At 67.5% G+C, this 24,204-nt stretch carries 18 protein-coding genes and 1 riboswitch; of the genes, 5 read left to right on the top strand and 13 right to left on the bottom strand.

Going from position 1 to position 24,204, the window contains the following annotated elements; genetic code table 11:
* From proB to BLQ10_RS10030, 6 genes are all read right to left on the bottom strand, one after another.
* Window positions 1-1,173, bottom strand: a complete 1,173-nt coding sequence (gene proB / locus BLQ10_RS10055; RefSeq protein ID WP_254785496.1) for a glutamate 5-kinase — start codon at window positions 1,171-1,173, stop codon at window positions 1-3.
* Entirely contained in the window at window positions 1,163-2,752 is a 1,590-nt protein-coding gene (gene obgE / locus BLQ10_RS10050) for a GTPase ObgE (protein ID WP_091561347.1), read from the bottom strand. Before obgE ends, proB begins: the two co-directional genes overlap by 11 nt.
* A gap of 117 nt (window positions 2,753-2,869) precedes the next feature.
* The gene (gene rpmA / locus BLQ10_RS10045; RefSeq protein ID WP_009372867.1) at window positions 2,870-3,133 is read right to left on the bottom strand and encodes a 50S ribosomal protein L27; all 264 of its coding nucleotides are present in this window, start codon (window positions 3,131-3,133) and stop codon (window positions 2,870-2,872) included.
* Window positions 3,134-3,194: 61 nt separating this feature from the next.
* Window positions 3,195-3,503 carry a 50S ribosomal protein L21 gene (rplU, locus tag BLQ10_RS10040; RefSeq protein ID WP_018773353.1) on the bottom strand — a complete coding sequence of 103 codons (309 nt, stop codon included), beginning with the start codon at window positions 3,501-3,503 and terminating at the stop codon, window positions 3,195-3,197.
* Between the two features lie 404 nt (window positions 3,504-3,907).
* The gene (locus tag BLQ10_RS10035) at window positions 3,908-5,647 is read right to left on the bottom strand and encodes a bifunctional hydroxymethylpyrimidine kinase/phosphomethylpyrimidine kinase (RefSeq protein ID WP_302847306.1); all 1,740 of its coding nucleotides are present in this window, start codon (window positions 5,645-5,647) and stop codon (window positions 3,908-3,910) included.
* A riboswitch (TPP riboswitch) is annotated at window positions 5,630-5,726 on the bottom strand. (Overlaps the previous gene by 18 nt.)
* 146 nt (window positions 5,727-5,872) lie before the next feature.
* The gene (locus BLQ10_RS10030) at window positions 5,873-9,124 is read right to left on the bottom strand and encodes an Rne/Rng family ribonuclease (protein WP_091561335.1); all 3,252 of its coding nucleotides are present in this window, start codon (window positions 9,122-9,124) and stop codon (window positions 5,873-5,875) included.
* 471 nt (window positions 9,125-9,595) lie between these two features.
* On the opposite strand from BLQ10_RS10030, the gene BLQ10_RS10025 reads away from it, so the two are divergent.
* From BLQ10_RS10025 to BLQ10_RS22540, 3 genes are all read left to right on the top strand, one after another.
* The gene (locus BLQ10_RS10025) at window positions 9,596-10,267 is read left to right on the top strand and encodes a vitamin K epoxide reductase family protein (protein ID WP_091561333.1); all 672 of its coding nucleotides are present in this window, start codon (window positions 9,596-9,598) and stop codon (window positions 10,265-10,267) included.
* A 193-nt stretch (window positions 10,268-10,460) separates the two neighbouring features.
* The gene (locus tag BLQ10_RS10020; protein WP_091561331.1) at window positions 10,461-11,006 is read left to right on the top strand and encodes a flavodoxin domain-containing protein; all 546 of its coding nucleotides are present in this window, start codon (window positions 10,461-10,463) and stop codon (window positions 11,004-11,006) included.
* Window positions 11,007-11,305: 299 nt separating this feature from the next.
* On the top strand, window positions 11,306-11,494 hold the full coding sequence (locus tag BLQ10_RS22540; RefSeq protein ID WP_217635804.1) for a hypothetical protein: 189 nt from the start codon (window positions 11,306-11,308) through the stop codon (window positions 11,492-11,494).
* A 244-nt stretch (window positions 11,495-11,738) separates the two neighbouring features.
* Here the strand turns inward: BLQ10_RS22540 and ndk are convergent, their stop codons facing one another.
* The 5 genes from ndk to BLQ10_RS09990 all read right to left on the bottom strand — a co-directional run bounded on the left by ndk (window position 11,739) and on the right by BLQ10_RS09990 (window position 18,879).
* A complete protein-coding gene (gene ndk / locus BLQ10_RS10010; RefSeq protein ID WP_091561329.1) occupies window positions 11,739-12,152 on the bottom strand; it encodes a nucleoside-diphosphate kinase in 414 nt (137 codons plus the stop codon).
* Between the two features lie 73 nt (window positions 12,153-12,225).
* The gene (locus BLQ10_RS10005; protein ID WP_091561326.1) at window positions 12,226-12,681 is read right to left on the bottom strand and encodes a DUF4233 domain-containing protein; all 456 of its coding nucleotides are present in this window, start codon (window positions 12,679-12,681) and stop codon (window positions 12,226-12,228) included.
* Between the two features lie 3 nt (window positions 12,682-12,684).
* Complete coding sequence (locus tag BLQ10_RS10000) at window positions 12,685-14,043, bottom strand: bifunctional folylpolyglutamate synthase/dihydrofolate synthase (RefSeq protein ID WP_091561323.1); 1,359 nt, start codon at window positions 14,041-14,043, stop codon at window positions 12,685-12,687.
* Window positions 14,044-14,046: 3 nt separating this feature from the next.
* The gene (gene ileS, locus BLQ10_RS09995) at window positions 14,047-17,427 is read right to left on the bottom strand and encodes an isoleucine--tRNA ligase (protein ID WP_175558558.1); all 3,381 of its coding nucleotides are present in this window, start codon (window positions 17,425-17,427) and stop codon (window positions 14,047-14,049) included.
* A gap of 369 nt (window positions 17,428-17,796) precedes the next feature.
* A complete protein-coding gene (locus BLQ10_RS09990) occupies window positions 17,797-18,879 on the bottom strand; it encodes a glycerophosphodiester phosphodiesterase (protein ID WP_091561320.1) in 1,083 nt (360 codons plus the stop codon).
* Between the two features lie 181 nt (window positions 18,880-19,060).
* On the opposite strand from BLQ10_RS09990, the gene BLQ10_RS09985 reads away from it, so the two are divergent.
* Window positions 19,061-20,086 (top strand): endonuclease/exonuclease/phosphatase family protein, encoded by a 1,026-nt coding sequence (locus BLQ10_RS09985; RefSeq protein WP_175558557.1) that lies wholly within the window; start codon window positions 19,061-19,063, stop codon window positions 20,084-20,086.
* 46 nt (window positions 20,087-20,132) lie between these two features.
* Here BLQ10_RS09985 and BLQ10_RS09980 read toward each other — a convergent pair whose 3' ends face one another.
* A complete protein-coding gene (locus tag BLQ10_RS09980) occupies window positions 20,133-20,915 on the bottom strand; it encodes an SDR family oxidoreductase (RefSeq protein ID WP_091561309.1) in 783 nt (260 codons plus the stop codon).
* 27 nt (window positions 20,916-20,942) lie between these two features.
* The gene (locus BLQ10_RS09975) at window positions 20,943-21,332 is read right to left on the bottom strand and encodes a DUF488 domain-containing protein (protein ID WP_091561307.1); all 390 of its coding nucleotides are present in this window, start codon (window positions 21,330-21,332) and stop codon (window positions 20,943-20,945) included.
* A gap of 106 nt (window positions 21,333-21,438) precedes the next feature.
* Between BLQ10_RS09975 and valS the strand changes: the two genes are divergently transcribed.
* On the top strand, window positions 21,439-24,057 hold the full coding sequence (valS, locus tag BLQ10_RS09970) for a valine--tRNA ligase (protein ID WP_091561303.1): 2,619 nt from the start codon (window positions 21,439-21,441) through the stop codon (window positions 24,055-24,057).
* Window positions 24,058-24,204 lie beyond the last annotated feature (147 nt).

The raw sequence follows: 24,204 nt of genomic DNA, 5'->3' as shown, positions 1-24,204 counted from the left end.
CTAGACCAGCACCAGGTCGTCAACATGAACAACTTCGCGGTCATATCCGCGGCCCAGCGCCTTGCCCAGCTCCCGCGTGGAGCGGCCCAGCATTTGGGGCAGCTCGGCGGCGGAATAGTTGACCAGCCCGCGGGCAATCACGGTGTTGTCGACGGACACCATCTCCACGGCGTCGCCGGCCTCGAACTCGCCCTTCACCGCGGCGATCCCGGCCGGCAGCAGCGAGGTGCGGCGGTCGCGGACGGCCTTGACCGCGCCGTCGTCGAGCACCAGGGTGCCCTGCACGGTGGCCAGGTGGGCCAGCCACAGCAGCCGGATCGGCTTGCGCGCGCCGTTGACGGAGAACCACGTTCCCACGTCCTCGCCGGCCAGCGCGGCGGCCGCATTGGCCGTGGACGTTACGAGGGCGTGGATGCCGGAGCCGGCGGCGATGCTGGCGGCTTCGACCTTGGTGGCCATGCCGCCCGTGCCCACGCCGGCCTTGCCGGTGCTGCCGATCGAGACGCCGTCGAGGTCGTGCGGGCCGGAGACGTGCGCAATCCGTTTGGCGCCGTGCGACGGCGGGCCGTCGTACAGGGAGTCGACGTCGGACAGCAGCAGGAGTGCGTCGGCGCGGACCAGGTGGGCCACCAAAGCCGCGAGCCGGTCGTTGTCGCCAAAGCGGATCTCATGGGTGGCCACGGTGTCGTTTTCGTTGACCACCGGGACGACGCCGAGGTTCAGCAGCCGGTCCAGCGCGCGGAACGCGTTGGTGTGCTGGCTGCGGCGCATGAAGTCATCCGCGGTCAGCAGCACCTGGCTGACGGTGACCCCGTGCGCCCCGAACGCGTGGGTGTACCGGGCCATCAGCAGGCCCTGGCCTACACTGGCGGCGGCCTGCTGGGTGGCGAGGTCGCGGGGGCGCTTCTCGAGTCCCAGCGGGGCGAGGCCGGCGGCGATCGCGCCGGAGGACACCAGGATGATTTCCGTGCCGGCGTTGCGCTTGTGCGCCAGGGCGTCGGCGAGGCCGGTCAGGGCCTCTTCGGAGATCCCGCCCTTGATGGAGGTCAGTGAGGACGAGCCGACCTTGACGACGATCCGGCGGGCCCCGGACAGTGCGGCGCGGTCCGGGGCGTCGGGGGTGTGGGCCTTGAGGGGCTCCGACCGGTGCTCGACGACGGTCTTACTCGTCATCTGTTGCGCCCAGCCCACTCTCCTTGAGCGGCTGCCGCGCCCGGCGTCCGCTGACGGACTCGGTCCAGATGCCGGCCTTGCGTTCGGCTTCGAGCTCGGCGCGGGCGGCGGCCTTGGCGTCGCGGCGCTCCTGCTGCTCGTCGCGCTTCTGGCCACGCGTCGGGCGGTCGCCGATGTCGGCGAAGCGCACGTCGGTGCCGCGGGGCGAGGCGAGCAGTTCGGCGCCGGCCATCATGGTCGGCTCCCAGTCGAAGACGACGCCGTCATCCTCGCCGATGACCACCATGTCGCCCGGTTTGGCGCCCTGCTTGAAGAGTTCATTTTCCACGCCGAGCTTGGCCAGGCGGTCGGCGAGGTAGCCGATCGCTTCCTCGTTGGTGAAGTCGGTCTGCTTGACCCAGCGCACGGGCTTGTCGCCGAGGACGCGGAAGAGAGGCTCGAGGTTCTTCTCTTCGCGGCGGATCGTGAAGCCGGTCTCGTTGACGGCGCGGGGGCGCAGCACGGGGGCCTGCACCTTCGGCGGTGTCGCGGCGACGGCATCGCGGGCGGCCTGAACGATTTCGGCCATGGCGAAGCCGAGCTGGCGGAGGCCTTCGTGGCTCGTCGCGGAGATTTCAAAGACCTTGTAGCCGCGGGATTCCAGTTCGGGGCGGACGAACTCGGCCATGTCCTTGCCGTCGGGCAGGTCGACCTTGTTCAGGGCCACCAGGCGGGGGCGGTGGTTCAGCGGAACCACTTCGCCGTCGGCCCCGCTGTAGCTCATGTCCACGGCGTACTTCTCCAGCTCGGCCTCGATGATGGAGAGGTCGGAGAGCGGATCGCGGTCCGATTCGAGCGTGCCGCAGTCGAGCACGTGCACGAGGGCGGCGCAGCGCTCGACGTGGCGCAGGAAGTGGTGGCCGAGGCCCTTGCCCTCGCTGGCGCCTTCGATCAGGCCCGGGACGTCGGCAATGGTGAAGCGGACCTCACCGGCCTGGACGACGCCCAGGTTCGGGATGAGGGTGGTGAAGGGGTAGTCGGCGATCTTGGGCCGGGCGGCCGACATGGCGGCGATCAGGCTGGACTTGCCGGCGGAGGGGAACCCGACGAGCGCGATGTCGGCGATGGACTTCAGTTCCAGGACGACGTCACTGGATTCGCCCTCGATGCCGAGCAGCGCGAAGCCGGGCGCGCGGCGCTTCTGGGAGGACAACGAGGCATTGCCCAGGCCGCCAATGCCGCCGGCGGCGGCGATGTATTCGTCGCCGTCGCCCACGAGGTCGGCGAGGACTTCGCCGGACTTGGACTTCACCACGGTGCCCACGGGCACCGGAAGGATCAGGGTTTCGCCGTTCTTCCCGCCGCGCCAGTCGCCCATGCCGGGGCCGCCGTTGGTGGCGTGCCGGTGGGGTGCGTGGTGGTAGTCGAGCAAGGTGGTGGTTTGGAGGTCGACGCGCAGGATGACGTCGCCGCCGTTGCCGCCGTTGCCGCCGTCGGGGCCGCCGAGGGGCTTGAACTTCTCGCGGTGAACGGAGACACAGCCGTGGCCGCCGGTACCGCCGGATACGTGCAGTACTACCCGGTCTACAAAGCTCGCCACGTGGATCTCCTCAGTGCTGTTCCCCGGACCCACAAAGGGGCCCAAGATGATTGTAATGCGGTTAAAACACCGGTGGAGCGGACCTAATGGCCCGCCCCACCGATTTAGAACTTGTTGTTACTCTGCAGCTGCAGCAGCCACGATGTTCACAACGCGGCGACCACGGCGGGTGCCGAACTCGACAGCACCGGGGGTCAGGGCGAACAGGGTGTCGTCCCCGCCGCGGCCGACGCCGGCGCCCGGGTGGAAGTGGGTGCCGCGCTGGCGGACGATGATCTCGCCTGCGGAAACTACCTGGCCACCGAAGCGCTTGACGCCGAGGTACTGGGCGTTGGAGTCACGACCGTTGCGAGTGGAACTCGCGCCTTTTTTATGTGCCATTTGGAATGCCTGCCTTCAAAAATTCTGGGGAATCTGCTGGAACCTGAACAGTAACGAAGAGTTACTTGATACCGGTGATCTTGACCTTGGTCAGTTCCTGACGGTGGCCCTGACGCTTCTTGTAACCGGTCTTGTTCTTGAACTTCTGGATGACGATCTTCGGACCACGAAGGTCTTCGAGGATCTCAGCCGTAACCGTTACCTTGGCCAGGTCCGCAGCAGCAGACGTGACTTTGTCGCCGTCCACCAGGAGCAGTGCGGGCAACTCAAAGGTGCTGCCGGCTCCACCGGGGACGCGGTTCAGGGTAACGAAGTCTCCAACGGAAACCTTCTCTTGGCGGCCGCCTGCGCGGACAATCGCGTACACCACTGGGGAACTCACTTCTCTCGACGTTTATTACTAGATTTGCGTGCGGAACCTGGGACCAAATTATTTGGACCGGCTCACGCTGTGCCTCAACGCCGGTGGATTCCCCGGGGGAACCCATGAGCTATCCCCGGAACAAACCTACTTGGAATTCCAAGCGGACAGTTCTCAGGGTCATAACCCAAGTGTTGGCGTAAGCACCGAAGATCTAGAATACGCTAATTTTGCCTTCGGCCGCAAATGAGGCTGGTTCCGGCGGGTAGTCCGTGATAGGCGCCACAGCGTCTTCAAGCAAAAGATCGTGTCAGTGTTCTTGACCGCGATCTCGACCGTCTTGATGCTGTGTTGCCGCAACGACTTCCGGAACCGTGCCCCACCATCGTACCGGCTGTGCGGGCGAGGTCGTGTCAGGCGTACAGCCGCGGCGCGTCGAAGAATGCCACTTCGTAGCCCGAGGACTGCTGGAAAGCCAGGACCATGGCCTCCCGCTCGCTCTCGGATGCCCGTCTGGCCGCCGCGTCCGTGTACGCGATGGCCTGCCGGGTCGCGGCGGCGAAGTCCTCATCGGCGTACGTCCGCAGCCAGTCGGCGTACGGGTGCGCGCCGGGGGCGCCGCCGGCGAGGAACTCCCGGTGCAGGGTGGAACCGACCTCGGCGTAGAGCCAGAAGCACGGGAGCGCCGCCGCCACCAGGACCCCGTAGCTGCCGGACACCGTGGCGGCCAGCAGGTGGTCCACGTATGACTTCGTCACCGGGCCCAGGGTGGGCGCCGTGGGGCGGGTGCTGAGCCAGGAACGGTGCAGTTCTGACTCGACCTCCAGGCATGTCTGCGCGGAACGGGCCCAGAACAGCTGCTCGGCCTCGGTGGGGGCGATCGCGGCGGCACGGGCCAGGACCCGGGAGTAGCCGTTGAGGTAGATGGCGTCCTGGGCGAGGTAGTACGCGAACTCGTGCTCGGGCAAGGTCCCGTCGGCCAGTCCGCGGACGAAGTCCAGGGCGTAGATGGCGTCAAGATCGGCCGCGGCCCCTGCGCGCAGGGCTGCGGCGAACACGCCCTCCGTCGGACTGTGGCCGGCGAAGCTGTGCTGGCCGTGCTGGCCGTCCGTGAGGTGCTGGCCATAGCCGATTTGCTGCATGTGGTGGAAGTGATGGACCGGGCCGTTGCCGGTGCCGACGTCCAGGGCCGCGGCTTCACGCAGCGCACCCAGCAGCCACGGTTTGACCTCCCGCAACGCCGCTTCCCAGTCCCCGACCCGGGCCTGCACCGTGGCCATGGCCGAGGACAGGGAGCAGCCGGTGCCGTGGCTGTTGCGGGTGGCGATCCTCTCCCCCGGCACCACCACCGTTTCCGTGCCGAGCAGGCCCCCGGTGTTGACCAGCGCATCCGGGCAGCCGGCGTCGGCGCCGTTCGCGGCATCCGCGGCATCGCCGTCGACGGGTCCGCCGTCGACGGGTCCGCCGTCGTGGATGGGTTCGTGCCCGGACTGTCCACCCTGGAGGTGTCCGCCCTTGACCAGCACGGTGGTGCCGGTCAGGGCGGCCAGCCGCTTGCCCTGAGCCAAGGCCTCAGCCCAATCGGCCGCGGCGGGCTCTTTGAGCAGGATGGCGAGTTCGGCGAGGTTCGGCGTGATGAGGCCCGCCAGGGGCAGGAGGGCATGCAGGGCGGCCTCGGCCGATTCCTGCAGCAGCCGGTCGCCGCTGGTGGCGACCATCACCGGGTCAAGGACGACGACGGCGGGGCGCACCTTTTCCAGCCAGCTGCGGACGGCGTCGATCACCGCGGCGTCGCCGAGCATGCCGATCTTGACGGCGTCGATGCCGATGTCGTCGCTGATGGCGTCCAGCTGGGCCGTGAGGAAGGCGGCCGGGGGTACGTGGACGGCGCGCACGCCCTGGGTATTTTGCGCTGTCAGGGCCGTGATGGCGGCCATGCCGTAGCCGCCGTTCGCTGCAATGCTCTTCAGGTCGGCCTGGATCCCGGCCCCGCCGGACGGGTCGGAGCCGGCGATGGCCAGCACGCGGGGAATGCGCAGGGGCGCGGACGGAGAAGGCCCGCAGGGCAGAAAATTGCCGGGCAGAAAGTTGGTCGGCAGAAAATCGCCGGGCAGAATCTCTGACGGATTCGATCTTGCGGACAAGGCAGACATCCCTTCGCCGGTGCTAACCGGACAGGTTCAACGGGTCTGGATCTCAGCCGGCCCGATGCCGGCACCCCGTGTCAGTGTTCCAGCCTAGCCGTTGCCACCGGGCTGCCCCGTTAACGCAGCAGCGGGCCCGGGCCCGAGCGGACGTATTCTTACGCCCGCTCGGGCCCGGACCCGCAACCCAACCAGTCGAAGTGACCGGCCGGGGAAGCAATCAGCCGCTGAGGACTACAGCTCCGACGCCGGTACTCCGACGCCGAGGATGATCGGCTCGTTGCCGGCCGGGATGGACGCCTGCCTGGCCGCGGCGGGTGCCTTGGCCTCGTGAACCGATCCGGCCGCGGCCGGCCGTGTCGCCTCGCGATGCTCCACGGAGGTCTCGTTGGCTGCGCCCTGGGCGCGGCTGGCGCTCCGGTTGCGGCGCCCGCGCCGGCCACGAGTCGTGGTGTCCGCTGCCCGTGAAGCCGAAGCCTCGGCCGCGGGCGCCTCGGTGGCCGCGGCCTGCGGCTCGGCAGCGGCCTTGGCGGCGTTCATCCCGGCCGGCTTGCCGGCCTCGGCGTCGCCCAGGCTGGCGAAGGCCTCGGTCAGCAGGTCCAGGGTCAGGGCCGGCGCCGGCGCGTCCTCGGCGTGCTCGACGAAGGGCAGGGCCACCTGCTCACCGCCAAACGTCAGCACGGTCGCGGGACGTCCGGCGGCCTCTTCCGCGGCCGCGAGCTGCGTGACGGCGTCAACGGCTGCCTGGCGGGCCCCGGCGTCGCTGGCAGCGGCTGCCTCCCCGTCGTGCAGGTGCGCGGCGTGCGCCGCGGCGGCGATGTTCGCCAGCGCGGCGCGGGTGGCTTCAGCCTTGGCGTGGCGTTCGGCCTCGGTAGGCTCGGCGTGGACGGCTGCGGGTGCGGCCGGCGCCGTCTCCGGGCCTCCCCTGCCGCGGCGACGGCTCTTGCGCTCCGTCCGGGCAGCAGGCTGGGCAGCCTCGGTGCGCGGCACATAGTGCTCCGCGGCCACCACATTGGCGCGGCGGTGTTCCACCGGCTCGTCGTGGGTGACGATGCCGCGGCCCGCGCAGGCTTCGCACTGCTCGCCGAAGACTTCCAGCAGCCCGGTGCCCATCCGCTTACGGGTCATCTGCACGAGGCCCAGCGAGGTCACCTCGGCCACTTGGTGCTTGGTCCTGTCCCGGCCCAGGCACTCCACCATGCGGCGCAGCACGAGGTCGCGGTTGGATTCGAGCACCATGTCGATGAAGTCGATCACGATGATGCCGCCAATGTCACGCAGGCGCAGCTGCCGGACGACTTCCTCGGCCGCTTCCAGGTTGTTCTTCGTGACGGTTTCCTCGAGGTTGCCGCCGGAGCCGGTGAACTTGCCGGTGTTGACGTCCACCACGGTCATGGCTTCGGTGCGGTCGATCACGAGGGAACCGCCGGAGGGCAGGAAGACCTTCCGGTCCAGGGCCTTGTGGATCTGCTCGTCGATGCGCCAGGCAGCGAAGATGTCCGTATCCTTGGTCCACTTCTCGAGCCGGCCCACGAGGTCCGGTGCAACGTAGGTGACGTAGGCCTCGATGGTGTCCCAGGCTTCCTCGCCGGAGACGATCAGCTTGGAGAAGTCCTCGTTGAAGACATCGCGGACCACCTTGATGGTCAGGTCAGGTTCGCCGTAGAGGAGCTCGGGGGCGAGGATCTTGGTGGACGTCGACTGGCTCTCAATGCCTTCCCACTGCGCGCGGAGGCGGTTGATGTCGTGCGTCAGCTCTTCCTCGGAGGCACCCTCGGCCGCGGTGCGGACAATGACGCCCGCGTCCTCGGGCAAGCGGTCCTTGAGGATCCGCTTGAGGCGGTTGCGTTCGACGTCGGGCAGCTTGCGGGAGATGCCGGTCATGGAACCGCCGGGCACGTACACAAGGTAGCGGCCGGGCAGCGAGATCTGGCTCGTGAGGCGGGCGCCCTTGTGGCCGACCGGGTCCTTGGTGACCTGGACCAGCACGGAGTCGCCGGACTTCAGCGCGTTCTCGATCCGGCGCTGCTTGCCTTCGAGGTTGACGGACTCCCAGTTCACTTCGCCGGCGTAGAGCACGGCGTTGCGGCCGCGGCCGATGTCCACGAAAGCGGCTTCCATGGAGGGCAGCACGTTCTGGACCTTGCCCAGGTAGACGTTGCCGATCAGGGAATCCTGCTGGGTCTTGGACACGAAGTGCTCGGCCAGGACGCCGTCTTCGAGGACACCGATCTGGATTCTGTCGTCGCGCTGGCGGACGATCATCTGGCGGTCCACGGACTCGCGGCGGGCCAGGAACTCGGCTTCGGTGATGACGGTGCGGCGGCGGCCGGTGTCGCGGGATTCGCGGCGGCGCTGCTTCTTGGCTTCCAGGCGGGTGGAGCCCTTGACGGACGTGACGCGGTTGTTGACCGGCGCCTCAGCCATCGCACGCGGCGCACGGACGCGGGTCACCGTGTTGGGCGGATCGTCGCCTTCCCCGCCGGTCAGCTCCAGGTCCTGGTCACCGCGGCGGCGACGGCGGCGGCGACGCGAAGTCACTCCGTCTTCGAGGGTTCCCTCGGAGCCTTCGTCGCCCTCTTCCTCGGCGCCTTCGGACTCGGTGTCGGACTCGGCGGACGTGCGGCTGCGTCCGCGCCGGCCACGGCTGCGGCGGCGACGGCGGCTGCCGGCGTCCTCGTCCTCGTCGCCTTCTTCGTCCTCGGGTTCCGCTGCTGCTGCGGCGACGGGGACGGGACGCACCACGGTGCTGAGGTCGGGGGCCTGGAAAATCACAGACGTGAGGGCGCCCGGTTCCATGAACAGCGACGCGGCCGGGCTTTCCTCGGGCCGGACTTCCGGCTCTTCGGGCCGGGCCGCAGCGGGCTGGGCCTCGGCGGGCGCTTCCGCAGCGGGCGCTTCCGCCGGTTGGGCCGCCGTGGCGGCTTCCGCGGGCTCGGCTTCTTCGGCCGGGACCGCTACTGCGGGTACGTCTTCGGCTTTCGGAGCGGCCTTTGCGCGGCTGGCGCGGCGCCGGACCGGCTTCTCTGCAACCTGCTCTGCGGCCTCCTCTGTGACGGCGGCTTCGTCGGAAGCAGCGGCCGCCTCTGGAGCCTCTGCCGCGGCAGGCGCGCTGGCTTCGGGCTCTTCGGCGAAGGCAGGCAGCGGCTCCGGGGCGGCAACAGGCTTACGGGCACGGGTCCGGCGTGCGGGCGCCTTTGCAGCAGCCTCGGATCCGGCGGCTTCGGGGGCTGCAATTTCGGGGGCGGTCTGGGCGCGGGCTGCCTTGCGGCGGGCGACGACGGGCTCATCCGAGCCGGCTGCGTCGGCGAGGGCAGCGGCTTCAGCCACAGCCTCCGCGGCGGCCGCGGCGTTGACTTTTGCGACAGGCGCCTTCCGGCGGGTCCGGACGGCCCGCTTGGGCGCTACCGGAGCCTCTGCTTCCGCAGTTCCTGCTTCCCCGGCGACTAGCTCTTCGTTACCGGCTACAACCTGGTCATTATCCATATGTGGCGACACTCCTGCCCCTGATGCGCCGCCACATTCGGCGCCCGTTGGGGCAAATATGCGTCAACACCCGCAGGCATTGACAGAAGTCAATTGGATACCCTCAGGTTCGCACCGGCAGTGGGGTGCGGCAGCCCTGGAGGGCCGGCGAGATTGTTTGGGAACCCGTTGACCTATACGCCACAACCAGGTGCCGTCCAATGGCATTGCGGGACAGCTGGAATCAGAGGATCCGCAGCTCCCTGCTCATCATTGGCGGTCTTGAAACAAAATCGCCGGACCGGAATCCGGATGTGGATCGGGTTCCAGCCACGATCATTCTCTCACATTAGCCGCCAAAGCTGGCGTAGGCGGGGCCGGAAGTGCAACAGGTGCGGCAGGGCAGGGCGGCGGGGGCTGTTCTCCGGCGCCGCCCAGCCTGCGGCGTTACAATCGGGGCCAGAAGCACACGAGGAAAAGGACTCATATTCCATGCCCAGCATCTCCAGCACTGCCGGCGACGCGACCGTACACCAACCGGGTTCGGGCCCGGCTTCCGCGGCCCGGTCCCTTCCCACGATGACCCGCGACCGCCCGTTCGCCTGGCTCCTGCTGATCACCGGCGTCATTGGCTGGCTCGCTTCCGGGGCCCTGGTGCTGGAGAAGCTGGAGGTCCTGAAGGACCCGAACCACGTCACGGTCTGCGACGTGAACCCGTGGATCTCCTGCGGCCAGGTCATGCAGACGCCGCAGAGTTCCGTCTTCGGTTTCCCGAACATGTTCATCGGGATCGTGGCCTTCGCCGTAATCATCACCACAGCCATGGGCATCCTGGCCGGCGCCAGATTCGCCCGGTGGTACTGGCTGGGGCTCCAGGCAGGCGTGACGCTGGGTTTCGCGTTCGTGGTCTGGCTCTGGTCCCAGGCCCTGTACGCCATCCACATCCTCTGCCCGTTCTGCATGATCGTCTGGGCCGTGATGATCCCGTTGTTCGTCTGGGTGAGCGTCCGCAACATCTCCCACGGCGTGATCGCGCTGCCTGCCGGCGCCACGAAGGTCATCGGCGACTCCGGCTGGATCATCACGGCGCTGCTGTACGTCGCCGTCATCGCGACGATCTTCTTCGCCTTCATCCAGGTCTTCATCGGGACCTCAGGCTACTGAGTTCGCTAAATCGCCGCGAGGTTGACACCTAAGGCCAATGCTCGCGCTGAGCATTGGCCTTAGCTGTGACCTCGGTGAGGCGGCGGAGGAACTGCACCCTTTCATGGTCTGAGCCCATGTCGGGACTTATGGCACGACCCCGCTCGCACAGGTTCCATAAGGCTGGAGAAAGGAAGACAGAGGAGGCTTCATCGTGACTGTTCTAGTTGCCTACGCAAGCGCCTTGGGGTCCACCCGGGAGATAGCTCAACATATAGCATCCCGTATGGCGGCTGCACTGGGCGAGGTAGAGTGCCGGTCCGTGGAGGAAGTCGAGGCTGTCTCCGGCTATGAGGCTGTCGTCGTCGGCAGCGCCATCCATAACCAGGCCTGGTTGCCCCCGGCTTTGCTGTTCTTCAATCACCATGCCCGCGAGCTGGCCAAACGACCCGCCTGGGCCTTCAGTGTAGGGATGGCTGATGCGCTGCCAAAGCCGTTTCGCCGGCGCGGTGCGGCACTGCAACAGAAGCGTCTGGCAGAAGTCCTGATCAAGGAAGTTCCGCTCCGCGGCCACAAAATCTTCTCTGGTGTCTACAAGGCCGGCCAGATGCCGGCACCGCTCCGGAAGTTGTTCCGGCTAACCGGCGGCCGTTTTGGGGATTTACGGGACTGGGCGGCTGTCGACGAGTGGACGGATCAGATTACGGACCAACTGGCCAAACCTGCTTCGTCCACATCTTCGGGCAGCATCACGGGATAATGCCATGGAGACTGAACAGCTCGGCCCGGCCGTCTAGCGGGGTGGAGCGTGCCCCGGAGGACCCAAGACGGTTGTGAGCCTTCTCGCCGAGCGAGGGGACATGCCTGCCTACCTAGCGAGCGGCGGGTTCGCCCTTATGCTGGCTCCGGACCATGACTTCGCCGCGGCAAGCGTCAACTACGGCGGACTCGATGACGAGACCGCCCGCGCCGAGTTGATTCCGGGCAGCACCCGAAGCGCGACCATGGCCGTGACCATCGAGGCGCCCCCCTTCCCGCGTGTGGCCCTGGCTGGTCCAGATGGGAACGGATCGCGCCGGTTGTTACAGCTGGGACCGTCTCGATAACTTCGGGCGCAGCGCAGAGAGCATCCATCCCGAGTGGCAGGAAATCGCCATTGGTGACCGTCTGGCGGCGAAGCTCGACGGCAGCGAATGGTGGGAGGTCGCGGCCCTTGAACCCGAGCGGTTCTTGGGAGGACGCGGGTGAGCGCACGCGGCTGGTAGTCAGCGGGTACTGGTCGCTACGGCCACAATGGCTTCAACCCATCCTGAGCATTGCCATGCTGGAGCCCTCGCACTGGGTCATGCAGACACGTCAGTTCTCGAATCTGTTGCGCCTCGCCGCAGTAACTAGCGCGAGGTGACAGCTAAGGCCAATACCCGCGAACGAACATTGGCCTTATCTGTCACCACTGGGTCTCTCACCAGGTGAGACTCACGTCAGGGAAGCGCTAGAACCAGATCTTGATCTCACGCTCGGCGGATTCCGCCGAGTCCGAGCCGTGGACCAGGTTCTGCTGTACCTTCAGGCCCCAGTCGCGGCCGAAGTCGCCGCGGATGGTGCCGGGCGCCGCCGTCGTCGGGTCCGTGGTGCCGGCGAGGATACGGAAGCCCTCGATCACCCGGTGTCCCTCGAAGATCGCGGCAACCACCGGGCCGCTGAGCATGAACTCAACCAGCGGCTCGTAGAACGGCTTGCCGACGTGCTCCTCGTAGTGCTGCTCCAGCAGCTCGCGGTTTGCATCGACTTTCTTGAGCTCTGCCAGGGTGTAGCCCTTGGCTTCGATCCGGCTCAGGATGGCGCCGGACAGATTGCGGGCGACGCCGTCGGGCTTGATCAGGACGAGGGTGCGCTCAATGCTCACAGCTGCTCCAATGTGTTGGGGTGGGGTTCGGGTCAAGTCTACGGGGTGCGGGCTACGCCCCCGGGCTGCAGGTTCAGGCGCCGTTTCCGGGCGCGGGACCCTGGGGATGGGCCGCGTCCCAGTCAGCCTGCTCGCGCTCCCGCTGCGCGGCTTCCCGGTCAATCCGGATGCCGGTCCGGATCCCGTACCACCACGCCACGGCGAAGAGCGCGCCGACGAGGTACATGGCTGGCTCCACAAGGCCGCCCAGGATCAGGACCAGCTGCAGGGTCCAGCCCAGGGCCACTCCCCACGGCTTCGAGAGGACCGCGCAGGTGAAGATGAACACCAGGCAGAGCCCGATCCCCACCGCGAAGACCAGTCCTGCCGGATATTCGTTCCGGTGCAGTCCAAAGACGGCCAGCGTCCCGAAGAGCACCACAAATGCTTCCAGCAACAGGACCGTGGAGGCGAACATGACCTTCGTGGAACGACGCTTTTTGGGCATGCCCGGGCGCCATTCGCGCTGGGCTTTGGTGAGTTTCGCCATCGCTTACGCGTCCGCCTTTCCGAGCAGGATCCGGGCGTCCGCGACAAGCGTGATGGAGCCGGTCACGAGGACCCCGCCGGCGGGCTCGTCATCGGCTTCGGCGCGTTCCACGGCCCATTCGATGGCGTCGTCGAGCTTCGCGGCGACGTGGATGTTGTCCTCGCCGAAGCCGAGGTCAAGGGCGATCTCGGCCAGGTCTTCGGCCGGGACGGCGCGGGGCGAGTTTGACTCGGTGAAGCAGTATTCGGTGGCGAGGCCGCCCAGGGATTCCTTGAGCTGGCGCAGGATCTCCTCGGCGTCCTTTTCCCGCAGGACGCCCACCACCACCACCAGCTTGGTGAAGTTGAAGGCCTCGTGAATGGCCTCGGCGGAGACCCGGATGCCCTCCGGGTTGTGGGCCGCGTCCACGATGATGGTCGGCGAGGTGCGGACCACTTCGAGCCGCCCCGGGGAGGTGACGGAGGCAAAAGCCTCCTGCAGGATCTCGGCGTCGATCGCTTTCTCCCCGCCGAAGAACGCTTCCAGGGCGGCAATCGCGACGGCGGCGTTCTCGGCCTGGTGCGCGCCGTGCAGCGGCACCAGCAGATCCTCGTAACGGCCGGCGAGGCCCTGGATGGTGACCATCTGGCCGCCCACGGCGACGGTGCGGGATTCAACGCCGAACTCCACGCCCTCGAAGCGGAACGGCACGTTGACCTCCTTGGCCTTCTCCAGCAGGACCTGGGCCGCGTCGACCGGCTGCGCCGCGCTGATGAGGAAGCCGCCGGGCTTGATGATGCCGGCTTTCTCGTAGGCGATGTCCCCGGTGGTGTCGCCGAGCAAATCGGTGTGGTCCAGGGAGATGGGCGTGACCACGGATACCTGGCCGTCGCCGACGTTCGTGGCGTCGGTGATGCCGCCCAGGCCCACTTCGATCACGGCGACATTGACCGGCTGGTCCGCGAAGACCGCGAAGCCCAGGATGGTCAGGCACTCGAAGTAGGTCAGCCGGGGCTGGCCCTCGGCCTCGAGTTCGCTGTCCACGATCTGCAGGTAGGGCCGGATCTCGTCCCAGATCCGGACGAACGTCGCATCCGGCACCGGGGCGCCGTCGATGCTGATCCGTTCGGTGACCTTGGACAGGTGCGGGCTCGTGTACCGGCCGGTGCTCAGGCCGTGGGCGCGCAGCCCGGCCTCGATCATCCGGGCCGTGGACGTCTTGCCGTTGGTGCCGGTGACGTGGATGATCGGGAACGCCTTGTTCGGCTCCCCCAGGATTTCCATGGCACGGTGCAGCGGGGCAAGCCGCGGCTCCATCTTGTTTTCCGGCGCCCGGCCCAGCAGCTCGGCGTAGACGCTTTCTACGGAGAATTCGTCGGTCATGGCTTAGGCCCCAACTTTCTTGGCAACACTGACCTGCGGTTCCTTGACGTCGGCCGTCACGGTTTCCAGCTCGATGGTCAGGGTTTCGGTTTTGACCAGCTCCGCGTTGGCCAGCAGGGCTTCGACGACGTCCTGCTTGGCCGTGACGGAGGTGCTGATCCGGTCGCTGACATTGAGTCCGGCGTCCTTGCGGGCCTGCTGGATGGCGCGGACCATGTCGCGGGCTATGCCCTCGGCCTCCAGCTCCGGGGTGACCTCGGTGTTGAGGACCACGAACCCGCCGCCGGGAAGCACGGCTGCAGCCCGTGCGGCAGGAGCAGCTCCGGCGCCCTCCGCGGCTTCAGCCACGACGGTTTCCAGGGTGTATTCCTGCGGCTCGAGCTCGAGGCCGCCGGCGGTGACCACTCCGGCTTCGCTGACGGACCAGTCGCCGGACTTGGAGCCCTTGATGGCCTGCTGGACGTTCTTGCCCAGGCGCGGGCCGGCGGCGCGGGCGTTGACCACGAGCTTCTGCTCGATGCCGAACTCCTCCGGGGAGGCGGCCTCGGCGTCGAGCAGGCGGACCGAGCGCAGGTTTAGTTCATCGGCGACGACGGCGGCAAAGCCTCCCAGCGCGTCCGCGCCGGGTGCCACGACGGTGAGTTCCTGCAGCGGCAGGCGCACGCGCAGGTTCGCGGCCTTGCGCAGCGAGGAGCCGGTGGAGCAGATCTGCTGCACGCGGTTCATGGCCTCGACCAGTTCCGGGTTGGCCGGGAACAGCCCGGCGTCCGGCCAGTCGGCCAGGTGCACGGAGCGGCCGCCGGTGAGCCCGCGCCAGATCTCCTCGGAGACCAGCGGGAGCAGGGACGCGGCCACGCGGGAGACGGTTTCCAGCGCGGTGTAGAGCGCGTCGAAGGCGTCGACGCTCTCGTCGAAGAAGCGCTGCCGGCTGCGGCGTACGTACCAGTTGGTGAGCATGTCCAGGTAGCTGCGGAGCTCGTCGCAGGCGCCGGAGATGTCGTAGCTGTCCAGCTGGGCGGTCATGTTCCGGACGAGGTCCCCGGTGTTGGCCATCAGGTACTGGTCCAGGGTGTCGGCGTAGCCGTCGTAGCGGAGCTTCGCGTCGTAACCACGCGCTTGCCCTCCAACTGCGTTGGAGGCGTTCGTGTAGAGCGTGAAGAAGCTGTACACGTTCCACAGCGGCAGGATGACCTGGCGGACGCCGTCGCGGATTCCCTGCTCGGTGACCACGAGGTTGCCGCCGCGCAGGATGGGGCTGGACATCAGGAACCACCGCATGGCGTCGGAGCCGTCGCGGTCCAGGACCTCGGAGACGTCCGGGTAGTTCTGCAGGCTCTTGGACATCTTCTGCCCGTCCGAGCCCAGCACGATGCCGTGGCTGATGACGTTGCGGAAGGCCGGGCGGTCGAACAGCGCGGTGGAGAGGATGTGGAGCATGTAAAACCAGCCGCGGGTCTGGCCGATGTACTCGACGATGAAGTCCGCCGGGTTGTGGGTGTCGAACCACTCCTCGTTCTCGAACGGGTAGTGCACCTGGCCGTAGGGCATGGAACCCGAGTCGAACCAGACGTCCAGGACGTCCTCGACCCGGCGCATGACGGACTGGCCCTCCTCCGGAGTGCGGGGGTCATCCGGGTTCGGGCGCGTGAGCTCGTCGATGAACGGCCGGTGCAGGTCCACCTGGCCGTCGTTGTTCAGCGGCAGGCGGCCGAAATCGGCCTCGATCTCGGCCAGGGAGCCGTAGACGTCTGTGCGCGGGTAGTCCGGGTCCGTGGACTGCCAGACCGGGATGGGGCTGCCCCAGTAGCGGTTCCGGCTGATGGACCAGTCGCGGGCATTGGCGAGCCACTTGCCGAACTGGCCGTCCTTGACGTTGCCCGGGATCCAGTTGATGTCCTGGTTGAGCTCGGACATGCGGTCCTTGAACTTGGTGACCTCGACGTACCAGGAGGACACGGCACGGTAGATCAGCGGGTTGCGGCAGCGCCAGCAGTGCGGGTAGCTGTGCTCGTAGCTGGCCTGGCGGACCAGGCGGCCCTGGGCGCGGAGCACTTGGGTGATGGGCTTGTTGGCCTCGAACACCTGCAGTCCGGCGATTTCGGCGAGGTCTCCGTGGCCGAAGAGCGGGAGGAACTTTGCGCCTTCGTCGACCGAGAGTACCACCGGAATGCCGGCCTCTTCACAGATTTTCTGGTCGTCTTCGCCGTAGGCGGGGGCCTGGTGGACGATGCCGGTGCCGTCGGTGGTGGTGACGTAGTCGGCCTCGAGGAAGCGCCAGGCGTTCTCGGTGCCGTACTTTTCGGCATCGTGGAAGTAGTCCCAGAGCGGCTCGTAGCTCAGGCCGTCCAGCTCGGCGCCGGCGTGGCGGGAGGTGATGGCGGCTTCCGCGGCGGCGGCGCCTTCGGCCCCGTCACCGTAGCCGAGGTCCTTGGCGTAGGCGCCCAGGAGGTCCGCGGCGAGCAGGAAGCTGCCTGTGACGGGGGCTTCGGCCGACGCGGCCTTGATCCCGTGCGGGCCGGCCGGCAGGACCACATAGGTGATGGCAGGCCCGACGGCGAGCGCCAGGTTGGTGGGCAGCGTCCACGGCGTGGTGGTCCAGGCGAGCGCCTGCACCCCGGCGAGCTGCCTGGACAGCTCCGACTCCCCCGCCGTGATGGGGAAGGTGACCGTGACAGTCTGGTCCTGGCGGTTCTTGTAGACGTCGTCGTCCATACGCAGCTCATGGTTGGACAGCGGCGTCTCGTCCTTCCAGCAGTACGGCAGGACGCGGTAGCCGTTGTAGGTGAGGCCCTTTTCGTGCAGCTGCTTGAAGGCCCACAGCACGGACTCCATGTACTCGACGTTGAGCGTCTTATAGTCGTTCTCGAAGTCCACCCAGCGCGCCTGGCGGGTGACGTAGCTCTTCCACTCGTCGGCGTACTTCATGACGGAGGCACGGCAGGCGTCGTTGAACTTGTCGATGCCCATGGCCTCGATCTGGGTCTTGTCCGTCATGCCCAGCTGCTTCATGGCTTCCAGCTCGGCAGGGAGGCCGTGGGTGTCCCAGCCGAAGCGGCGCTCCACCCGGCGCCCGCGCTGGGTCTGGTAGCGGCCCACGAGGTCTTTGGCGTAGCCGGTCAGGAGGTGGCCGTAGTGCGGCAGGCCATTGGCGAAGGGCGGACCGTCGTAGAAGACGAATTCGTTGCTGCCGTCCTGGCCGGCGCTACGCTGGTCGATGCTGGCCTGGAAGGTGCCGTCCTGGTCCCAGTACTTGAGGATGCGCTCTTCGATCTCCGGGAACTTCACGGAGGCCGGCACACCAGCGGTGTTGGAAGCCGCGTTGGAGGCGGCGGTGGTGGAACCGGCGGCTGCGGGTGCGGCGGAGGCCTTGGGGTAGTAAGTCATCTCGACATCCTGGGTTGAGCGGCGAACAAATGTATTCATTCAGGATGCGAGGACGGCCCCTGCACTGTCTTTCGACAACACCGGCACCGCGGTACCACCTCACTTACCGCCACCGGTCTGCACCCTTTCGAGAAAGGGCCTGCACCGGCATCGGCCGCTCATTACTGCTGTGACGGGCTTACCCGTCCGGTTCTACTGGCCCTGGCACGCCCGGTGGCGACTGAGTCTCCACCGCACGCGAGGGTGTTCTTCCGGAAGCTCACCGGTGATGGCCGGGTCAAAGCTGATACCACGATGTTACCGGACTTTACGGACGGGGGTTCGTAAAGCCCGGTAACACGCGGAACGCCCGGCCGGGTTAGCCCAAGGTCAGCGTCCGGGCTGCAGTTGGAAGCCCTGCGGCAGCTTCATGCCGGACTCGGTCATGACGTCGCGGAGCTTGTCCGGGTAGTCGGTGATCAGGCCATCGACGCCCATTCCGATCAACGCGCGCATGGTGGGCTTGTCATCGACGGTCCACGGGATAACCTGTATGCCGGCCGCGTGGGCCCGCCGCACCATGTCCGCGGTGACGTACGGGACGTAGTTTGCGTCCGTCACGGTGCCGTTCTGCGGGGTGCCGTGCACAGGGGAAATGGCATTGAAGCCGAGGGAGGCTGCGGCCGCGACAAGGTCGCCGCCGAAGTCGTCGGCGTCGATTCCGCCGAGCCACGGCGACTTGCCGGGCTGGCCGACCTGCAGGAAGTCCTTGTTGGTCAGGGCAACGGTCGGGATTTGCGGCTGACGCTCCCGGACCAGGCGCAGCGAGCCCCAGTCGAAGCTCTCGATCGAGACGCGGCTCTGCATGTGCGCTGCATTGATCTCGCGGAGTGCGACATCCACGAACTGCTCGCGCGGGGCGGTTTCCTGCGGGGCGCCGGCCTCGACCTTTGTTTCGATATTGAACTTCACCTGGCTGGCGCGGTAGGAGTCCGCGAGGGCGAAGACCTCGGCCAGGGTGGGCATCTTGGCGCCCGGCGACGCCTGCTGGCCGGGGAACTCCGGTTGGGTGAGCGAACCGCAGTCCAGGCTGCGGACCTGGGCGAATGTCAGGTCCTTGATGTACTTGCCGACGTAGGGGAACTGGGGGTCGTTCGGAGTGACAGGAGCCGTGTCGAGGCATTTTTTGTCGCTGATCTTGCGGTCGTGGGTGATGACTTCGCGACCGTCTTTGGTGATCTGGAGATCAAGCTCGAGGGTTGAGACGCCGGTCTCGATCCCCTTGGCAAAGGACGCCAGCGTGGACTCGACGGTGAGGCCGATGCCGCCGCGGTGGGCCTGGAGGTCGAAATGGTTGCGGTTGCCTTCGCCGTTGGCGCCGGCGTTGGTGTCCGCCGCCTGGGCCTGGGCAGAGGTGGTGAGCAGCAGGGCTGCGCTGAGTACGGCAGCGCCGAGCTTCATCGGGGTTCGCATGGGGAAGGTTCTCCACTCTGGTGGTGTGCAGTTGCACCAGCCACCGTGCCCCTTCACAGCCAATTCGAGGCTACCGTGGCCTGACCGCTGGGCCACGCCCCGGTGAACGTCCGGCGACGGCGCCCGAAGCTTCTCCGTCAGTCAAGGGCGCCTCAAGGTTTCCCCGCTTAGACTCGGGAGCATGGCAGGACCTACCTTCGGCCGCAATGCGCGGTTGCCGCGGCCTCCCCGTCGCGCCCGTGCGTGGCTCGTCGCGGCCGTGCTGGCCGCGGCACCGGCCGCCGCGCTCTCCGTTTTCCGGGCGGTTCCGGTCGCGTGGCCAAGGCCCGTGGTGCAGGCGCTGTCCTTTACTCCGTGGCTGGTGCTTCCCGCTGCCGTCGGGGTCGCGTGTGCGTCGTTGAGCCGGCGCGCCTGGCTATTCGCGACGACGACGGCGTTGCTGGCCCTGCAGCTGTTCTGGCTCTTCCCGCCGGGCTTCGCCCGCCCGGCGCAGGCCACCGGGACCCGGCGGGTGGAGCTGAAGGTGATGAATATCAATGCCAAGCATGGCGAGGCAGATGCGGCCGAAATTGTCCGGCTGGTCCGTGACAACGGCATCGAGCTCCTTGCAGTTGAGGAATACACGCCCGCCCTGGAGGACCGGCTAGCGGACGAGGGGCTGGCCGGCCTCCTGCCCAACCGGATCAGCCGTCCGGACGCGCGCGCCTCCGGCGCCGCGGTCTACTCCCTGCACCCGATGACGCTCACGGGCGCCGTGCCGGACACGCAGTTCCTGATGCCGACGGTCGGGCTGAATCTGGACTCCGGCAGCCAGTCCGTCTCCCTCGAGGTGACAATCGTGCACGCGAAACCGCCAGTGGATGCCGGTGTTGCGCAGTGGCGGCAGGATCTTGCAGCGCTCGGCAAGGTGGCGGCACGCCCCGGGAACGTGGTCCTGATCGGCGACTTCAACGCCACCTACGATCACGCCGAATTCCGCCAGCTCCTGGCCGGAGCCGGCGGACGGCAGACGGTGGACGTTGGCGTTGCGGCCGGATCGCGGCTGATCCCCACTTGGCCCATGGACGGACTGCCGCTGCCCGGAATCGTGATCGACCACATCGTGACCAACCCGGAGATCACCGGCGGCGCCTACGCGGTCCATCGGGTGCCGGGATCGGATCACGCCGCCGTCGTCGCGACCCTCGGCATCCCGGTGGAGCGCTAGCGGTACTGTCCCGGCAGCTTTGGCCCGGGAGGGCGGGAGCGTGCGGCTAGCCCTTGCGGATCACCTTGAAGTTGGAGGCCTGGGCCACCGGGCGGATCACGATCTCATCCAGGTTGACGTGGTGCGGCACGGCGACGGCGTAGCGGACCACGTCGGCGACGTCGGCGGCCGTCAGCGGCTTCTCGACTCCCTGGTACACCTTGGCGGCCGCGTCCTGATCGCCCAGCCGGTTCAGGGCGAACTCCTCGGTGTAGACCATGCCGGGGGCCACCTCGATCACACGAACGTTGTGCTCGGCCTCTTCGAGCCGCAGGGCGCCGGTCAGGGCGTGCTGGGCGAACTTAGCCGCGTTATAGCCGCCGCCGCCCTCATATGCCGAGAGCCCTGCGGTGGAGGTCAGGTTCAGCACGGTGCCCTCGCCGCAGGCACGCAGCATGGGCAGGAACGCGCGGATCAGCTTCATGCTGCCCAGCACGTTAACCTGGAACATCCATTCCCAGTCCTCGGTCTTTGCCCCGGCAACCTTGTCGGCGCCGCGGGCGCCGCCCGCGATGTTGATCAGCGTGTCGATGCCGCCGGCCCGGGTCACCTCGTCGAGCAGCCGGGCCACATCGGCGTCGTCGGTCACGTCGGCGGGAAGGGCAACGGCGCCGGTTTCGGCGGCGAGCGCCTCGAGCCGGTCGGCGCGGCGGGCGACGGCGAACACGGTCCAGCCTTCTTTGCGGAGTGCACGCACGGTGGCCTCTCCGATTCCGGTGCTGGCACCGGTGACTACTGCTGCTTTGGCTGCAGTGAATTCTTGTGTGCTGTTGTCGATTCCTTCAGTCATGGCACCACAGTAACGGCTATGCCGGGCTCATTTCCCGCTGTACCTGTCTCGCTCCAGGAACTCCTGCAGCACCCGGGCATGGTTGGTCTCCGGGTCCCGGGCGCCGAAGAGCAGCGTCACTTTCCCGTGCTCCGCCGCGAGGTCACGGAGCGTCTGCACGGCCGGATTGGTTTCCAGCTCGGCTTCGTAGGCCTCCCGGAACTGCGCGAACCGCTCCTGCATGTGCGCGAATTCCTTGCGCAGCGGCGGGGAGGGCGCCACGTCCTTGAGCCAGAGCTCCAGCTGGGCCCGTTCCTTGCCGACTCCCCGCGGCCAGAGCCGGTCCACCAGGACTCGGCAGCGGTCGTCGTCAGAAGGGTCGTCGTATATGCGCTTGATCGCGAAGATTCCGGCAGGACCTCCCTGAGAATTCTCCATCTGCGCATGCTACTTCACGTTACTTCCGCTGCTTCCACACCCAGAGAACCCGCCGCCGGCCCCTTCCCGTACATCAGGGGATGTCAGTTAGTGGAAGAATTGGCCCATGGCTGAAGACAATCAGGGTACAGACACGCCCACCACCGCCCCCATCAACGTTCCGGACAAGCCCGCCCTGGAGGGGCTGGAAGACGCGCTCACGCAGCGCTGGCTTGACGAAGGGACCTACAAGTTCAACCCGGACACCACCCGGGAGCAGGTCTACTCGATCGACACTCCCCCGCCCACGGCGTCGGGATCCCTCCACGTCGGACACATGTTCTCCTACACGCAGACCGACGTCCTGGCGCGCTACCAGCGCATGACCGGCAAGAACGTCTTCTACCCCATGGGCTGGGACGACAACGGCCTGCCCACCGAGCGCCGCGTGCAGAACTACTATGGCGTGCGCTGCGACCCCACCGTCACCTACGACGCCGGCTACCGCCCCCCGGCCGAGCCCGCCAAGAACCAGCGCGACTTCGACGTCATCTCGCGCCGGAACTTCATCGAGCTGTGCGAAGAGCTCGCGGTCGAGGACGAGAAGGTCTTCGAGCACCTCTTCCAGACCCTGGGCCTGTCCGTGGACTGGGACCTGACCTACCGGACCATCGATGACAAGTCCCGCGCGATCTCGCAGCGGGCCTTCCTGGCCAACCTGGCCGCCGGCGACGCGTACATGGCCGAGGCGCCCACCCTGTGGGATGTCACCTTCCGCACCGCGGTGGCCCAGGCCGAGCTGGAGGACCGTGAAGTCGCGGGCGCCTACTACCGCTACCCGTTCTTCACCGAAGACGGCGAGAAGATCTTCATCGAGACCACCCGCCCTGAGCTGCTGGCCGCCTGCGCCGCGCTCGTGGCGAACCCCGACGACGAGCGCTACAAGCCGCTGTTCGGCAAGAAGGTCACCTCTCCCCTGTTTGGTGTCGAGGTGGAGGTCAAGGCCCACCCGCTCGCCAAGGCGGACAAGGGCTCCGGCGCCGCCATGGTTTGCACCTTCGGCGACCTTACCGACGTCACCTGGTGGCGCGAACTGCAGCTGCCCACCCGCGCAATCGTGGGCCGCGACGGCCGCATCATCGGCGAGACCCCGGAGTGGATCACCACCGAAGAAGGCCGCGCCAACTTCGCGGCCATCGCCGGCAAGACAGTGTTCAGCGCCAAGGAAGGCGTGGTGGAGCTCCTGGCCGCCGCGGAACTGCTCGACGGCGAGCCCAAGAAGATCATGCACCCAGTGAACTTCTTCGAAAAGGGCGACAAGCCCCTCGAAGTCGTCACCTCGCGCCAGTGGTACATCCGCAACGGCGGCCGCGACGAGGACCGCCGCGAACGCCTGATCGGCCGCGGCAACGAGATCGAGTTCCACCCCGCCTTCATGCGCTCCCGCTACGAGAACTGGATCTCGGGGCTGAACGGTGACTGGCTCGTGTCCCGCCAACGCTTCTTCGGCGTGCCGGTACCGGTCTGGTACCCCCTCGATGCCGACGGCAACCCCGAATACGACGCCCCGATCGTCCCGTCCGACGCCCAACTCCCCGTGGACCCGGCCGCCGACGCCGCCCCCGGCTACGAGGAAGCCCAGCGCGATGTGCCGGGCGGTTTCACCGGCGACGCGGACGTCCTCGACACCTGGGCCACCTCCTCGCTGACGCCTCAGATTGTGGGCGGCTGGAGCACCGACGAGGCGCTCTTCGCCAAGGTCTACCCCTTCGACGTGCGCCCGCAGGGGCACGACATCATCCGGACCTGGCTCTTCTCCTCCGCCGTGCGCGCCGACGCGCTGCAGAAGACCGCACCGTGGAAGCACGCGGCCATCTCCGGCTGGATCCTGGATCCGGACCGGAAGAAGATGTCCAAGTCCAAGGGCAACGTCATTGTGCCCACCGATGTCCTCGAGGAGTACGGCTCGGACGCTGTGCGCTACTGGGCGGCCTCGGCCAAACTCGGTGCGGACACCGCCTACGAGATCGCGCAGATGAAGATCGGCCGCCGCCTGGCCATCAAACTGCTCAACGCCTCCAAGTTTGTCCTGAACCTGGGCGCCACCGAGGACTCCGTCGTTTCCGGCGAAGTATCGGTGCTGAGCAACCCGCTGGACCGCGCCGTCCTTGCCCAGCTCGCCGACGTTGTCGCACAGGCCACCAAGGCGTTCGAGGGCTACGACTACGCCCGGGCCCTGCAGATCACCGAGAGCTTCTTCTGGAACTTCACGGACGACTACGTTGAGCTCATCAAGGACCGCGCCTATGGTGCGGCCGGCGAGGAGCAGCAGGCATCCGTGCTGGCCGCGCTCGCGACGAGCCTGGACACCCTCCTGCGGCTCTTCGCTCCGTTCCTGCCGTTCGCCACGGAGGAGGTCTGGAGCTGGTGGCGCACCGGTTCCGTGCACCGGGCCCAGTGGCCGTCCGCCGTCGCGGTCGACGGCGACACCACCCTCCTGGCCACGGTCGGCACCGCCCTCAGCGGCATCCGCAAGGCCAAGTCCGAGGCCAAGGTCAAGCAGCGCACCGAGGTGCTGTCCGCGACGATCACGGCCTCGGAATCCCTGACGACGCAGCTGAAGGCCGGCCTCGCCGACCTCAAGGCCGCGGCCAACGCGCGTGAACTGGCGCTGGTCGCCGGCGAGGGCGAACTGGCCGTGAGCGACGTCGTACTGGCTCCGGCCGAGGCGCCTGCCCAGGCGTAAGGCCTGCGGCCACGTCGATACCGAGGAAGAGGGCCCTCAGCCCGGCCCAGGCCGGGCCGGGGGTCCTTTTGTCTACCGGGTCTTTGCCGTCCGGGCGCCTCAGATTTTGAAGGACGTCTCGAAGCGCGTCAGCACCGGCGGTGCGGC

The organism is Arthrobacter sp. ok362, assembly GCF_900102785.1.
Lineage (GTDB): Bacteria > Actinomycetota > Actinomycetes > Actinomycetales > Micrococcaceae > Arthrobacter.
The sequence above is the reverse complement of the archived record's forward strand: the minus strand, read 5'-3'. Positions and strand labels throughout refer to the sequence as shown.

Bases quoted from the DNA above. Each gene is read 5' to 3' on its own strand.
- ileS (WP_175558558.1), bottom strand. From the start codon at position 17,427: ATGACTTACTACCCCAAGGCCTCCGCCGCACCCGCAGCCGCCGGTTCC.
- BLQ10_RS10025 (WP_091561333.1), top strand. From the start codon at position 9,596: ATGCCCAGCATCTCCAGCACTGCCGGCGACGCGACCGTACACCAACCG.
- BLQ10_RS10005 (WP_091561326.1), bottom strand. From the start codon at position 12,681: ATGGCGAAACTCACCAAAGCCCAGCGCGAATGGCGCCCGGGCATGCCC.
- valS (WP_091561303.1), top strand. From the start codon at position 21,439: ATGGCTGAAGACAATCAGGGTACAGACACGCCCACCACCGCCCCCATC.
- BLQ10_RS10030 (WP_091561335.1), bottom strand. From the start codon at position 9,124: ATGGATAATGACCAGGTTGTAGCCGGTAACGAAGAGCTAGTCGCCGGG.
- BLQ10_RS10035 (WP_302847306.1), bottom strand. From the start codon at position 5,647: ATGTCTGCCTTGTCCGCAAGATCGAATCCGTCAGAGATTCTGCCCGGC.
- BLQ10_RS09990 (WP_091561320.1), bottom strand. From the start codon at position 18,879: ATGCGAACCCCGATGAAGCTCGGCGCTGCCGTACTCAGCGCAGCCCTG.
- BLQ10_RS09985 (WP_175558557.1), top strand. From the start codon at position 19,061: ATGGCAGGACCTACCTTCGGCCGCAATGCGCGGTTGCCGCGGCCTCCC.
- BLQ10_RS09975 (WP_091561307.1), bottom strand. From the start codon at position 21,332: ATGGAGAATTCTCAGGGAGGTCCTGCCGGAATCTTCGCGATCAAGCGC.
- rpmA (WP_009372867.1), bottom strand. From the start codon at position 3,133: ATGGCACATAAAAAAGGCGCGAGTTCCACTCGCAACGGTCGTGACTCC.
- BLQ10_RS10000 (WP_091561323.1), bottom strand. From the start codon at position 14,043: ATGACCGACGAATTCTCCGTAGAAAGCGTCTACGCCGAGCTGCTGGGC.
- BLQ10_RS22540 (WP_217635804.1), top strand. From the start codon at position 11,306: ATGGGAACGGATCGCGCCGGTTGTTACAGCTGGGACCGTCTCGATAAC.
- proB (WP_254785496.1), bottom strand. From the start codon at position 1,173: ATGACGAGTAAGACCGTCGTCGAGCACCGGTCGGAGCCCCTCAAGGCC.
- BLQ10_RS09980 (WP_091561309.1), bottom strand. From the start codon at position 20,915: ATGACTGAAGGAATCGACAACAGCACACAAGAATTCACTGCAGCCAAA.